We start from the raw sequence: 12,740 nt of genomic DNA, 5'->3' as shown, positions 1-12,740 counted from the left end.
CCTGCTCAGCAATGGCTGGATCAAGACCGGCCTTATTCTTGTGGGCATCATCCTTGCCGCGATCGTCGGTGCACAGCTCGATTCCTCCGGCACGCTGCACAAGGTGTTGATCGACCCGTTTCAGCAAATGGTTTCGGCTCCGGACCTGCTGGTTCAGACAATCTGGGAAGGGCTCGTTTCGGGCGTGCTCTATGCGCTGATCGCGCTCGGCTTCGTGCTGATCTTCAAGGCATCGGGCGTCTTCAATTTCGCCCAGGGCATCATGGTCGTCTTTGCGGCGCTGACGCTGGTCGGCCTGCATGAGAAGGGCGTACCGGCGTTCCTGGCCGTCATCCTGACGCTCGGCGTGATGTTCCTGCTCGCCTTCACCATCGAGCGGGTGGTGCTGCGTCCGCTGGTCAACCAGCCCGACATCATCCTGTTCATGGCGACGTTCGGCATCACCTATTTCCTGATCGGTTTTGGCGAGGCCGTCTTCGGCGGCAACCCGAAGCAGATGATCACGAGCGAACTCTATCTGCCGAAGGGGGCGATCGACGCGAAGATCCTCGGCGGCTTCGTCTCCTTCCAGAAGATCGATATCGCGGCCGCGATCATCGCCTCGATCATGATCGCGGCGCTGGCCGTGTTCTTCCAATACACCCGCATCGGCCGGGCGCTGCGCGCGGTCGCCGACAGCCACAAGGCGGCGCTCTCGGTCGGCATCTCGCTGAACCAGATCTGGGTCATCGTCTGGTTCACCGCCGGCATCGTCGCACTGATCACCGGCATCATGTGGGGTGCGCGTTCGGACGTGTCCTTCGCGCTGGAGATCGTGGCGCTGAAAGCGCTGCCGGTGCTGATCCTCGGCGGCTTCACCTCGATCCCGGGCGCCATTGTCGGCGGGCTGATCATCGGCATCGGCGAGAAGCTCGGCGAGTTCTACTGGGGGCCGCTGATCGGCGGCGGCATCGAGAGCTGGCTCGCCTATTTCATCGCGCTCGGCTTCCTGCTGTTCCGGCCGCAGGGCCTGTTCGGCGACAAGATCATCGAACGAATTTGAAGGGCTGAAACCGTGTTCTATCGCGAAGCCGGCCAATACAAGAGCACCTATGCCGCCGACATGGCCGTGTTCCCGCTCCGTCAGGACCGGATCGGCATTGCGGTCATCCTCGCCATCGCCTTCATCGGCATCCCGTTGATCGGCAACGACTTCTTCATCGCGACGGTGATGATTCCGTTCCTGGTTTTCTCACTGGCTGCGATCGGGCTCAACATCCTCACGGGCTATACCGGGCTGATCTCGCTCGGCACGGCTGCCTTCATGGGTGTGGGCGCCTATGCCTGCTACAAGCTGACGACCCTCTTTCCAGGCGTGAACATCATCGTCCTGATCCTGGTCTCCGGCCTGTTTTCGGCCGCGATCGGCGTGCTGTTCGGGCTGCCCTCACTGCGCATCAAGGGCTTCTATCTCGCGGTCGCGACGCTTGCCGCGCAGTTCTTCCTGCAATGGGCCTTCGTGCGCGTGCCCTGGCTGTTCAACTACAATGCGTCTGGGGCCATCGAGGTGCCGCTGCGCAGCCTGTTCGGCGTCCCGGTCACGGGTGCGTCGGCCTCGGCGGAAACGCGCTACTTCGTCTGCCTCGGTCTTGTCGTCGTCCTGACCTGGTTTGCCTCTAACCTGGTGCACGGCAGACTCGGCCGCTCCTGGATGGCGGTGCGCGACATGGATATCGCGGCCGAACTGATGGGCATCAAGCTGCTGAACGCCAAGCTGCTCGCCTTCGCAGTGTCGTCCTTCTATGCCGGCGTCGCCGGCGCGATGATGATCTTCCTCTGGTATGGCGGCGGCGAAGCCGCGGACGTCTTCAACATCCGCCTGTCGTTCAACATTCTGTTCATGGTGATCATCGGGGGCCTGGGCTCGCTGATCGGCTCCTTCTTCGGCGCGGCTTTCATCGCGAGCCTGCCGACCATCCTCAAATTCGGCCTGCCGGCGCTCGGCGTGCCGCTCTCGGGCGCGGCGGCCGAGCATGTCACCTTCATGCTGGTCGGCGCCCTGATCATCATCTTCCTGATCGTCGAGCCGCATGGCCTGGCGCGGCTCTGGCAGATCACGAAGCAGAAGTTGCGGACGTGGCCCTTCCCCTATTGAGGCGCGTGCCTCGGCCGGGAGGGCCCAAGAATACGACCCGCCGCCATCGTCAAGCGGAGGGCAGGAGACAACGGGCAGGCCGCGAAAAGGTCGCCCGATGCAACCACGGAGGGAACAGATGAAGAAGACTGGTTTGATGAAGGGCGCGGCGCTCGGCGCGCTGCTCGCGGCGGGAGCGGTGATCGCTCCGGTGGCGGCGCAGGACAGCGTCTATTTCGCCAACAATGCCTATCGCACCGGACCGTTCTCGGGCTCCGGCATCCCGATCGGCGACGGCATGCGCGACTATATCGCGATGATCAACGAGCGCGACGGCGGCGTGAACGGCGTCAAGGTCATCTATGAGGAGTGCGAGACCGGCTACGACACCAAGAAGTCGATCGAGTGCTACGAGCAGGCGAAGTCGAAGAACACGATCGTCTACAGCCCGTGGTCGACCGGCGCGACGCTGGCTGCGATCCCGCGTGCCCATATCGATAAGATCCCGATCCTGTCGATGGCCTATGGCCTGTCTGCTTCGGCCGAAGGCTCGACCTTCCCCTGGGTTTTCATCCCGCCCTTCACCTACTGGGATGGCGCCTCGGTCATGGTCAAGCACATGGCCAATGAGTTCGGCGGCATGGACAAGCTCAAGGGCAAGAAGCTCGGCCTGATCCATCTCGATGCGCCCTTCGGCAAGGAGCCGATCCCGGTTCTTGAGAACCTCGCCAAGAAATACGGCTTCGAGCTCAAGCTGTACCCCGTCGCTGCAGCCGACATGCAAAACCAGGGCTCGCTCTGGCTCTCGATCCGGCGTGACCGCCCGGACTATCTCTACAACCAGGGCTGGGGCGCGATGAACCCGACGGCTGTGAAGGAGGCCATCAAGAACGGCTTCCCGATCAACAAGCTGGTCGGCGTCTGGTGGGCCGGCGGCGACGATGATGCGCGGGCCGGCGGGGCCGAGGCAAAGGGCTACAAGTCGCTCAACTTCAATGCGGCGGGCACCAATTTCCCGGTCATCCAGGACATCATCAAGCATGTCGTGGAGAAGGGTAAGAGCCTGGCGCCGAAGGAGAAGGTCGGCGAGAACCTCTATAACCGCGGCGTCTACAATTCGATGCTCGTGGTCGAGGCGATCCGCAACGCGCAGAAGCTCACCGGCAAGAAGGTGGTCAATGCCGAGGACATGCGCCGTGGTCTCGAGGGCCTCAACATCACCGAGGCCCGCCTGAAGGAAATCGGCATGGAGGGCTTCGGCACCCCATCGACGATCTCCTGCAGCGACCATTCCGGCCATAGCAAGATGTATGTCGCCGAATGGGACGGCACCAAGTGGACCAAGGGTTCGGACTGGATCGAGCCGCTGAAGGACGAGGTGCGTCCGCTGATCGAGGCCGCCGCCAAGGACTATGCCGAGAAGAACGCCGGCTGGCCGAAGCGGACCGAGTCCTGCGAGAAGTCGTCCTGATGTGAGCGCAGCCTTCTCCCCTCCCGGGGAGGAGGCACCTGCGAAGCAGACGGACGAGGGCGGCAGCGCCTGACCTCGTCCGTCCTTCACTCATCCGATCCGGCTGTGCCGGATCACCTTCTCCCCACAAGGAGAGGGAAGGAGCACGCAATGTCGACCGCCACCCTCGAGAAGCCCGCCCCCGCCGCTGCGACGGACACCATCCTGTCGCTGAACAATATCGAGGTGATCTATGATCACGTCATCCTGGTGCTCAAGGGCGTCTCCCTGCAGGTGCCGCGCAAGGGCATCGTCGCAATCCTCGGCGCCAATGGCGCGGGCAAGACGACGACGCTGAAGGCGATCTCGAACCTGCTCAAGGCCGAGCGCGGCGAGGTCACCAAGGGCTCGATCGTGTTCGATGGCGAGCGGGTCGATCGGATGTCGCCGAACGAACTCGTCCGGCGCGGCTGCATCCAGGTCATGGAAGGCCGCCATTGCTTCGGCCATCTCTCGATCGAGGAGAACCTGCTGACCGGCGCCTTCACCCGGCGCGACGGCAATGCCGCGATCAAGCGCGACCTCGAGAAGATCTATGAGCTGTTCCCGCGCCTGAAGCTGCGGCGCAACTCGCAGGCCGGCTATACCTCGGGTGGCGAGCAGCAGATGTGCGCGGTCGGCCGCGCCATGATGTCGAAGCCCAAGATGATCCTGCTCGATGAGCCGTCGATGGGGCTCGCGCCCCAGATCGTCGAGGAGATCTTCGAGATCGTCCGTCGCCTCAATGCGGAGGACGGCGTTTCCTTCCTCGTCGCCGAGCAGAACACCAACATGGCGCTGCGCTACGCAACCTATGGCTACATCATGGAGACGGGCCGTGTCGTCATGGACGGCGAGGCGCAGATGTTGCGCGAAAACGAGGACGTGAAGGAGTTCTATCTGGGCGTGGCCGAGGGCGACAAGAAATCGTTCCGCGACGTCAAGAGCTACAAGCGCCGCAAGCGCTGGCTTTCGTGATCCGGACAAGGCGGAAGCGGTCGGATGCTCTATCTCGTGCTCGCAGTGCTGCTGATCGCGCTGATCTTCGGGCCGCAGGCCTGGGTGCGCGGCCAGATGCGCAAGCATGCGGCCGCCCGGCCGGATCTGCCGGGAACCGGAGGCGAACTCGCCCGGCACCTGCTTGATCGATTCTCGCTTGATGCCGTCACGGTCGAGGCCTCCGCGGCGGGCGATCACTATGACCCCGATGCGCGTGCGGTCAGGCTCTCGCCTGACAATCACGATGGGCGCTCGATCACCGCCGTCGCAGTGGCGGCGCATGAGGTCGGGCATGCCATCCAGCACGCGCAAGGCAGCTCGCTCTTTGCCTGGCGTACGGCGCTCGCGCGCTTCCTCGGCATCTTCGACAAGGTCGCGATGGCGATCCTGCTCACTGCGCCTCTGGTGATGGCCGTCACCCATGTTCCTGCGATCGGACTGATGCAGGCCGGCATCGCCATCGCAATGCTCGGCGTCGGTCTTGTCGTGCATCTCGTGACGCTGCCGCTGGAGTTCGACGCGAGCTTCGGCAAGGCGCTGCCGATCCTGTCCAGAGACGGCTATCTCGACGGGCGCGACCTACCGGCAGCGCGCGGCGTGCTGAGGGCGGCCGCCTTTACCTATGTGGCCGGCGCTCTCGTCGGCCTCCTCAATTTCCTGCGCATCCTGCGCATCATCCGCTGAGCCAAAGCTCCGCAAGGACAAAAGCGATGAGCGATCATCTCGACGATCTCGAAATCCGCACTTCCGACGCGCGCGAGGCCGATCTCTTCGCGAGGCTGAGGCCCGTGCTCGAGGCTGCCTTATCCGCGCCTGCCTATGCCGAGCGGCTGAAGGGGCTCAACACGGCAGCGATCACCGATCGCAATGCGCTGTCGCGGCTGCCGGTGCTCCGCAAGGCCGACCTGCCGGCACTGCACAGGGGCACCCCGCCCTTCGGCGGTTTCGTGCCGGCATCGCCTGGGTCCTTTGGCCGGTTGTTCACCTCGCCCGGCCCGATTTTCGAGCCCGAGGGCACGGGAGTTGATCCTTGGGGTGCGGCGCGCGGGCTCTTTGCGGCCGGTTTCCGTCGCGGCGATATCGTCATCAATACTTTCAGCTATCACCTGACGCCGGGCGGATTCATCATGGATTCGGCCGCACGTGCGCTTGGTTGCGCCGTGATACCGGCCGGCCCGGGCAATACCGAGCAGCAGATGGAGGTGATCTCGGCCTATCGGCCGCAGGCCTATGCCGGCACGCCGGATTTCCTGAAGATCCTGATCGAGGCCGCCGAGGCGCGTGGCGTCGATATCTCCTGCATTAAGCGCGCGGTGGTGTCGGGGGCTGCCTTCCCGCCCTCGCTGCAGGCTTGGGTCAAGGAGCGCGGCATCGATGCCTATCAGCTCTATGCCACCGCCGATATCGGCGTCATCGCCTATGAGACGTCGGCGCGCGAAGGCATGCTTCTGAACGAGAACCTGATCGTCGAGATCGTGCGGCCGGGTACGGGCGATCCTGTGGCCGAAGGCGAGGTTGGCGAGATCGTCGTCACCAATCTCGATCCGCATCACCCGCAGATCAGGCTGGCCGTCGGGGATCTCACGGCTGTGCTGCCGGGCGCGAGCGCGTGCGGCCGGAGCAATACGCGCATCAAGGGCTGGATGGGGCGCGCCGACCAGACCGCCAAAATCAAGGGCATGTTCGTGCGGCCAGAGCAGGTCGCCGAGATCGCCAGGCGGCACGCGGAGATCGCCAAGCTCAGGCTGGTCATCGGCCGCGCCGACGAGCTCGACACGATGACGCTCAAGGCCGAGATCTATGCCGAGCCCGCCGGACTTGTCGATGCGATGTCCTCGACCCTGCAGCAGGTGACAAAGCTCAAGGGAGCGGTGGAGATCCTGCCGCTCGGGGCATTGCCCAATGACGGGAAGGTCATCGCTGACGAGCGGCCGGTGGGATAGGAATGGCGCCGGGTCCACGATCCCCGTCCGCCGACGCTACGGTCCGTGCTTCCAGTGTCTGCGTGCAGGATAGGCTGTGCTCCGCTTCCCGCAGCCATGCCGGTCGGCTCGGGAGGTTGAAGCGATCCAACGGCGTCGCGCCCGTCACCAGGCGATCGGCGCCTCGCCCTTCGCGACCAGCCATTCATTCGCCCGGCTGAACGGCTTCGACCCGAAGAAGCCTCGCCGTGCCGAAAGCGGCGATGGATGCGCGCTGGCGATCACGTGGTGCCGGCGCTCGTCGATCAGGCCGCGCTTGGCCTGGGCCGGAGCACCCCAGAGCAGGAAAACGACATGCGGGCGCGAGGTAGAGACGGCGGTGATGATCGCGTCCGTCACCGCCCCCCAGCCGAGCGAGAGATGCGAGCCCGCCTTGCTCGCGCCTTCGCGCACCGTCAGGGCCGTGTTGAGCAACAGCACACCCTGCGAGGCCCAGGATGACAGGTCGCCGCTCACCGGTGCGGCCTGTCCGAGATCCTCCGTCCGCTCCTTGTAGATATTGACCAGCGAACGCGGCAGAGGCGGCGGGCCGACATAGGAGAAGGCAAGGCCATTGGCATGGCCGGGTGTCGGATAGGGGTCCTGGCCGAGCACGAATGCCCGCACTGTCTCGAATGGCGTTTCCGCCAGGGCTGCGAGCAGCCGTTCAGGTGCGGGCGCCACGACATGCCCGGCCGCGCGCTCGGCATCGGCAGCCGCGGCCGCCCGCTCTGCAGCGCCTCCAGGACGGAAGACAGCGAGTTCGCGCCAGTCCTTGCTTGCCCGACTTGCCAGAAAGCGCGTCAGCGCCGCCGCATAACCGCTCACTTCAGGACGGCCCGTCCCTCGACCTTTGCGTCGACGGTGCCGAGTCGGCGCAGATAGACCATGACCTCGTTCGCCATGAGCTTGCCGTCGGTCAGGCCGAGCAACGTCCGGCCGCGGCCGAGCGCAGTGTAGCCATCGCCGCCTTCCAGCATGAAATTGTTGGAGGCGACCGTGTACTTGCCGGTGGGCTCGATCGGTTTGCCGTCGACGGTGACAGCTGTGACGCGCGAGCCCTGCGGCTGCTTGAGATCGGCCTCGAAGCTGAGACCCGAGACCACAGGGAAACGCCCCGCGCCTTGCGGTGCGTCCCTCAGCCCGTTCTCGATCGCGTCCTTCACGTCCTTGCCGGTAATCTCGACCATCACGGTGGCGTTGCCGAAGGGCAGCTCGCTCAGCACGTCGCGCCGGGTGACCTTGTGGCCAGCGGCGTATTGCTTGTTGGCTCGGATGCCGCCGGCATTGGTGATGGCGAGTTGGGCGCCGGTTGCAGCGCGGATCGCATCGGCGATCAGGTTGCCGATCGCGGTTTCCTGCGTGCGGATCATGCTGGTGCGGGAATCGAGCGGGGCGGCGAGCGTCGCGATTTCGATGTCGAGTTCCTTCGACAGCTCGCTCTCGTAGCCCTTGACGATCGCGGCAACCTCCGGATCGGGCGTCGCAGCGCGGGAATCGTTGACGCGAAATGTCGGCGTCCACTCGACACGGCGATTGGCGCCCTCGCCGGTCACCTTCGCGGCGATATCGATGGCGGTGACGTAATTGCCCTCCTCGTTCGATTCCACCATCACGACCTTGCCGTCATAGGCGATGGCGAGATCATGGTCGTGCCCGGTGAGCAGGATGTCGACGACGCGCGAGCGCACGATCGTCAAATCCGTGGCGCGGTCAGCATGGACGACACCGACGAGGATATCGGCGCCCTGCGACTTCAACGCCCGCGCCTCGCGCCGCAAGGCCTCCATGGTCGAGGAGAATTTCAGGTCGCCGGGATTGGAGAGCTGCGGCGTCGGATCATAGGTGGTGCCTATGACGCCGACCTTGATGCCGCCCAGCTCGAAGATCTGCGAGTCCTTGTGGCCGGGCAGCGCGTTGCCGGCGGCGTCACGCAGGTTCGCGGCAAAGGTCGGGTAGGTCTGGGCGGCGGTGAGCTTGAGGTAATTGTCCTTGCCGAAGTCGAACTCGTGGTTGCCGGGCACGAAGACGTCGATGCCCATCTTGTTCTGCATCGTGACGATATGGGCGCCCTGGTCGAAGCCCGACATCAGGGAGGGGGAGTAGCAGTCGCCCGCGTGGCAGAAGAGCACGGGTATGCCGCGAGCCCGTTCGGCCTTGGCGATGCCCGAGGCGCGGGCGAAGCCGCCGCGGCCCTTGTCGTCGCTCATCTTGTAGATGTCGTTGAGCAGCAGCAGCGTGAAGGCAGGGGCCGGAGCTTGCGCCCTGGCAACCGGCGCGGTGGCGGCAAGCGCGGCCGGGGCGGCAAGGACGCCGAGAGCGCGGCGACGGGTCAGCTTGGTCATGGAGCAAGGCCCTGTTGAGAAGAAATCCAGATTAGCAAACCGCGTGCCGCTGACCAGCGGAAACGGTTAGCCGATTATGCAGGGGTGCCGATGTCGCACCCCGGGCCTTCGCGGCTGGACGAATGCTCTAACTCGTCTAAATCACGAAGAAACGAAAGTCCGGGATCGATGACAGTCAAGACCAAGCCCGCCGCCGGCCCACTCCCCGTGAAGCTGCCCTCCGACCATCGGCCGTTGCGTGGCTCGCGCATCGGCGTGCTGCTGATGAATCTCGGTACCCCGGAAGGCACGGGTTACTGGCCGATGCGGGCCTATCTCAAGGAATTCCTGTCCGACCGCAGGGTGATCGAGACCTCGCGCTGGGTCTGGTGGCCGCTACTCAACCTCATCATCCTGACGACGCGGCCGGGCCGGAAGGGCAAGGACTATGCCTCGATCTGGAACAAGGAGCGCGATGAGGGGCCGCTGAAGACGATCACGCGCTCGCAGACCGAGCAGCTCGCGGAGCGGCTGAAATCCTATGCCGGCGAGCGCATCGTCTTCGACTGGGCGATGCGTTACGGCTTTCCCGATGTGAAAAGCCGGTTGAAGGCGCTGCAGGACCAGGGTTGCGACCGCATCCTGATGGTGCCGCTCTATCCGCAATATGCGGCGCCGACCTCGGCAACCGCCTGCGATCAGGCTTTTAGGGCGCTGATGCAGATGCGCTGGCAGCCCGCGGTCAGGGTCGCGCCGCCCTACCATGACGATCCCGTCTATATCGCGGCGCTCGCAACCTCGATGCGCGCCTCGCTCGCCAAGCTCGATTTCGACCCGGACGTGATCCTCTGTTCGTTCCACGGCATGCCGAAGGAATATCTGCTCAAGGGCGATCCTTATTACTGCCAGTGCGTCAAGACCTGGCGGCTGCTGCGCGACGAACTCGGCCTGCCGGAAGAGCGCTTCCGCCTGACCTTCCAGTCACGCTTCGGGCCGGATGAGTGGCTGCAGCCCTATACCGACGAGACCGTGAAGGCGCTGGCCGAAGCAGGAACGAAATCGCTCGCCATCGTTGCGCCGGGCTTCTCGGCGGACTGCCTGGAAACCCTGGAAGAGCTCGATGTCGAGAACCGCGAGATCTTCCTGCACAATGGCGGCAAGCAGTTCGCCTATTTACCGTGCCTGAACGATTCCGACGAGGGGATCAGGGTGCTCGAGGCCGTCGTGCGCCGCGAGCTGATGGGCTGGGTGTAGCGCTTTCGCGCACCGGCTGCGGCAGCCGTTGCGGCCGCAGCGCAGAAGCCTAACCGGCCACGAACCGGCTGACGCTTTCGACCACTGCCTTCGCCTGCAGGATGCGGCGGTGGCCGAGCCCCTTCACGGGCTCGAGCGTGACGCCGGGCCCGGCTGCGGCCAAGGCCTCGGCATGGTGAAAACCCAGTTCCCGATCGTCGCGGCAATGGATCACCAGCGTCGGCTTGGCGATCGCTGCGAGCTGGTTACGACCCTCGAAGGCCTCGACCGGGTTGCCAGCTACGACATGGATGCGTCGTTCCAGCGCCGCCTGGCCGCGCCGGCCGAGACCGATCGTCGTGCCGAACTGGCGGGTGATCTCGGTGATCGAGGAGGGGGCGGCGATCAGCGCCAGCCGGTTCGCCGTGACGGCCGGCTGCCCCGGTACGGTGCGGGCGAGCGCAGCCATGGCGATCGCTCCACCGAAGGAATGAGTCACGATGGCGTGGACCGGTGCGAAGGCGCGCGCGACGGCAGCGAGGCTGGCGACACCGAGCGGAATATTGAGCTCGCTGCCCGTCGAGTCGCCATGGGCGGGCAGATCATAGGCGACGACACGGAAGCCGGCCGCGGTCAGCGGCGCGACGAAGGCGGTCATGAAGGCCGCCTCGCTGATCCAGCCATGCAGGAGGATCACGGACGGCGAAGGGGAACCGGACGGCTTCTGCCCGTTCGGCTCGAAGAGATAGGCGGTGACCGAGCCACAGGGGTAGGGAATGGCGTGGCGTGTCGCGCCGGCCAGCCGTTCGGATGCGGCTTTTGTGGCCGCCTTTCGTTTCGCGGTTCCCTGTTGCCGCCGTGGCGGCGTACAAAAGGCCTTGAAGGCAAGATGCCCGGCCGTCTTCGGTGCAACGAAGCTGGAGAGGCGGATGAGCGGTCGAATGATACGGAGTGCTGAACCGGCCATGGTGCGACCTCTAGTTCGTTCAATGCTGAACAAATATGTTCAACCATGAACAAAAAGCAAGAGCCGATTTCGGCGAACTCCGACATGGCTCAGCCTGAGGACAGGCAGGTGCTGCCCTGGGAACTGCCGCGCTTCCATAACTGGATCGCGGTCGCGCGCGTGCACGCGCTCTGGAAGAAGGTGTTCAGCGAGGCGCTTGCGCCGCTCGGCATTCAGCTCGCGCATTATGACGTTCTTGCGAATGTCTTCCATGTGCCGGGCCTGACCCAGCAGGCGCTGGCGGAGAAGCTGCTCGTCGGCCGCAGCGCGATGAGCATGCTGCTGCCGGAGCTGGAGCGGCGCGAGCTGATCGAGCGTCGTGGCGACGAGGCTGACCGCCGCRTGCGCCGGCTCTGGCTGACGCCGGAAGGCGAGGTGCTGACGCGCAAGGCGATGGCGATCCATGTCCAGCGCATCGAGGCGATGATGCTCGTGCTCAGCGACGATGAATGCGCGATGGTCGGCGAGTTGATGCGGCGGGTCTCAAAGGCCTTGGAAGGCTGAGCGATGCAGCCCCCGCTTGCACATGGTCGTCGCAATCGTCAGGTTGCGTGCATCGGGGCCTCGGGCCCCTTTGAATGCTGGAGCATGAAACTCCAGAGCGTGACTGGCGGACTGGCGGAGCCAAATGAATCAGATCTTCAGTTTCGACATCGTTGTCGTGATTCTGGTGCTGCTCGTCATCCTGACGATCGCGCTGGGGGTTCGCACTGTTCCGCAGGGCTATAATTATACGATCGAACGCTTCGGCCGCTATTCGCGTACGCTCGGGGCGGGCCTCGGCCTGATCGTGCCCTATATCGACCGGGTCGGCCACAAGGTGAATGTCATGGAGCAGGTGCTCGACATTCCGAGCCAGGAGGCGATCACCAAGGACAATGCCGGCGTCCGGATCGACGCTGCCGCCTTCTATCAGGTGCTCGACGCAGCCAAGGCCTGCTATGAGGTTTCGTCGCTCGATCAGGCCCTGATGGTGCTGACCATGACCAATATCCGCACCGTCGTCGGCTCGATGGATCTCGACCAGTTGCTGTCGCATCGCGACGAGATCAACGAGCGGTTGCTGCGGGTCATGGATGCCGCGGCTTCGCCCTGGGGCGTCAAGGTCACCCGCATCGAGATCCGGGACATCCTGCCGCCCGCGGATATCGCCGGCGCGATGAACCGGCAGATGAAGGCCGAGCGTGAGAAGCGCGCGGCGGTGCTGGAGGCGGAAGGCCTGCGGCAGGCCGAGATCCTCAAGGCGGAAGGGCAGAAGCAATCGCAGATCCTTGCAGCCGAGGGCCGCAAGGAAGCGGCGTTGCGCGATGCCGAGGCACGCGAACGGCTGGCCCAGGCCGAAGCGGCAGCGACAGCCATGGTCAGCGAGGCGATCAGCCGTGGTGATATCCAGGCCGCGAATTTCCTGATCGCCGAGCGCTATACCGATGCGCTCAAGGCCATCGCCAGCGCGCCAAACAGCAAGGTGGTGATCGTGCCGATCGAAGCAGCGGCGCTGGCCGGCACGGTCGGCGGCATCGCACAGCTCACGCGCGCGGTTTTTGGCGAGGACGCGATCGAGGCGCGCCGCACCGGCTCGGTTCCCGCCTCCGGCCGGACGAGCGCCTGAGGGTAC

General features: G+C 64.8%; 12 protein-coding genes. 9 read left to right on the top strand and 3 right to left on the bottom strand.

From position 1 onward, the window contains the following. The first annotated feature begins 127 nt into the window (after window positions 1–127). The 6 genes from AC1DGP_RS13295 (at window position 128) to AC1DGP_RS13270 (ending at window position 6,544) form a co-directional block, all read left to right on the top strand. Entirely contained in the window at window positions 128–1,042 is a 915-nt protein-coding gene (locus AC1DGP_RS13295) for a branched-chain amino acid ABC transporter permease (protein WP_441488332.1), read from the top strand. 12 nt (window positions 1,043–1,054) lie between these two features. After that, complete coding sequence (locus AC1DGP_RS13290; RefSeq protein WP_441504324.1) at window positions 1,055–2,134, top strand: branched-chain amino acid ABC transporter permease; 1,080 nt, start codon at window positions 1,055–1,057, stop codon at window positions 2,132–2,134. A gap of 118 nt (window positions 2,135–2,252) precedes the next feature. Beyond that, window positions 2,253–3,584 (top strand): ABC transporter substrate-binding protein, encoded by a 1,332-nt coding sequence (locus AC1DGP_RS13285; protein ID WP_441487891.1) that lies wholly within the window; start codon window positions 2,253–2,255, stop codon window positions 3,582–3,584. 150 nt (window positions 3,585–3,734) lie between these two features. After that, entirely contained in the window at window positions 3,735–4,580 is an 846-nt protein-coding gene (locus tag AC1DGP_RS13280) for an ABC transporter ATP-binding protein (protein ID WP_476832208.1), read from the top strand. A gap of 24 nt (window positions 4,581–4,604) precedes the next feature. Beyond that, window positions 4,605–5,285, top strand: coding sequence for a zinc metallopeptidase (locus AC1DGP_RS13275; protein WP_441487892.1), 681 nt, complete (start codon window positions 4,605–4,607; stop codon window positions 5,283–5,285). 26 nt (window positions 5,286–5,311) lie between these two features. Beyond that, on the top strand, window positions 5,312–6,544 hold the full coding sequence (locus tag AC1DGP_RS13270) for a phenylacetate--CoA ligase family protein (protein ID WP_441487893.1): 1,233 nt from the start codon (window positions 5,312–5,314) through the stop codon (window positions 6,542–6,544). A 144-nt stretch (window positions 6,545–6,688) separates the two neighbouring features. Here the strand turns inward: AC1DGP_RS13270 and ung are convergent, their stop codons facing one another. Beyond that, on the bottom strand, window positions 6,689–7,390 hold the full coding sequence (gene ung, locus AC1DGP_RS13265; protein WP_441504327.1) for a uracil-DNA glycosylase: 702 nt from the start codon (window positions 7,388–7,390) through the stop codon (window positions 6,689–6,691). Beyond that, on the bottom strand, window positions 7,387–8,907 hold the full coding sequence (locus tag AC1DGP_RS13260; protein ID WP_441487895.1) for a bifunctional metallophosphatase/5'-nucleotidase: 1,521 nt from the start codon (window positions 8,905–8,907) through the stop codon (window positions 7,387–7,389). Before AC1DGP_RS13260 ends, ung begins: the two co-directional genes overlap by 4 nt. A 168-nt stretch (window positions 8,908–9,075) precedes the next feature. Between AC1DGP_RS13260 and hemH the strand changes: the two genes are divergently transcribed. Then, entirely contained in the window at window positions 9,076–10,140 is a 1,065-nt protein-coding gene (gene hemH / locus AC1DGP_RS13255; RefSeq protein WP_441487896.1) for a ferrochelatase, read from the top strand. Window positions 10,141–10,189: 49 nt separating this feature from the next. On the opposite strand, the gene AC1DGP_RS13250 is transcribed toward hemH, so the two are convergent. Beyond that, the gene (locus AC1DGP_RS13250; RefSeq protein ID WP_441504328.1) at window positions 10,190–11,086 is read right to left on the bottom strand and encodes an alpha/beta fold hydrolase; all 897 of its coding nucleotides are present in this window, start codon (window positions 11,084–11,086) and stop codon (window positions 10,190–10,192) included. Between the two features lie 84 nt (window positions 11,087–11,170). Here AC1DGP_RS13250 and AC1DGP_RS13245 point away from each other — a divergent pair, with 84 nt between their 5' ends. Both AC1DGP_RS13245 and AC1DGP_RS13240 read left to right on the top strand, forming a co-directional pair. Then, window positions 11,171–11,629, top strand: a complete 459-nt coding sequence (locus AC1DGP_RS13245) for a MarR family winged helix-turn-helix transcriptional regulator (protein WP_476832207.1) — start codon at window positions 11,171–11,173, stop codon at window positions 11,627–11,629. Window positions 11,630–11,753: 124 nt separating this feature from the next. Then, the gene (locus tag AC1DGP_RS13240) at window positions 11,754–12,734 is read left to right on the top strand and encodes an SPFH domain-containing protein (RefSeq protein WP_441487899.1); all 981 of its coding nucleotides are present in this window, start codon (window positions 11,754–11,756) and stop codon (window positions 12,732–12,734) included. Window positions 12,735–12,740 lie beyond the last annotated feature (6 nt).

The organism is Allobosea sp. 05T433 (assembly GCF_056396065.1).
Note: the sequence above shows the minus strand (reverse complement) of the source record. Positions and strands in the feature narration are given on the sequence as shown.

Coding starts and splice junctions, on each gene's coding strand:
- AC1DGP_RS13295 (WP_441488332.1), top strand. CDS start 128: ATGGTTTCGGCTCCGGACCTGCTGGTTCAGACAATCTGGGAAGGGCTC.
- AC1DGP_RS13275 (WP_441487892.1), top strand. CDS start 4,605: ATGCTCTATCTCGTGCTCGCAGTGCTGCTGATCGCGCTGATCTTCGGG.
- AC1DGP_RS13270 (WP_441487893.1), top strand. CDS start 5,312: ATGAGCGATCATCTCGACGATCTCGAAATCCGCACTTCCGACGCGCGC.
- AC1DGP_RS13240 (WP_441487899.1), top strand. CDS start 11,754: ATGAATCAGATCTTCAGTTTCGACATCGTTGTCGTGATTCTGGTGCTG.
- AC1DGP_RS13280 (WP_476832208.1), top strand. CDS start 3,735: ATGTCGACCGCCACCCTCGAGAAGCCCGCCCCCGCCGCTGCGACGGAC.
- AC1DGP_RS13260 (WP_441487895.1), bottom strand. CDS start 8,907: ATGACCAAGCTGACCCGTCGCCGCGCTCTCGGCGTCCTTGCCGCCCCG.
- AC1DGP_RS13285 (WP_441487891.1), top strand. CDS start 2,253: ATGAAGAAGACTGGTTTGATGAAGGGCGCGGCGCTCGGCGCGCTGCTC.
- AC1DGP_RS13250 (WP_441504328.1), bottom strand. CDS start 11,086: ATGGCCGGTTCAGCACTCCGTATCATTCGACCGCTCATCCGCCTCTCC.
- hemH (WP_441487896.1), top strand. CDS start 9,076: ATGACAGTCAAGACCAAGCCCGCCGCCGGCCCACTCCCCGTGAAGCTG.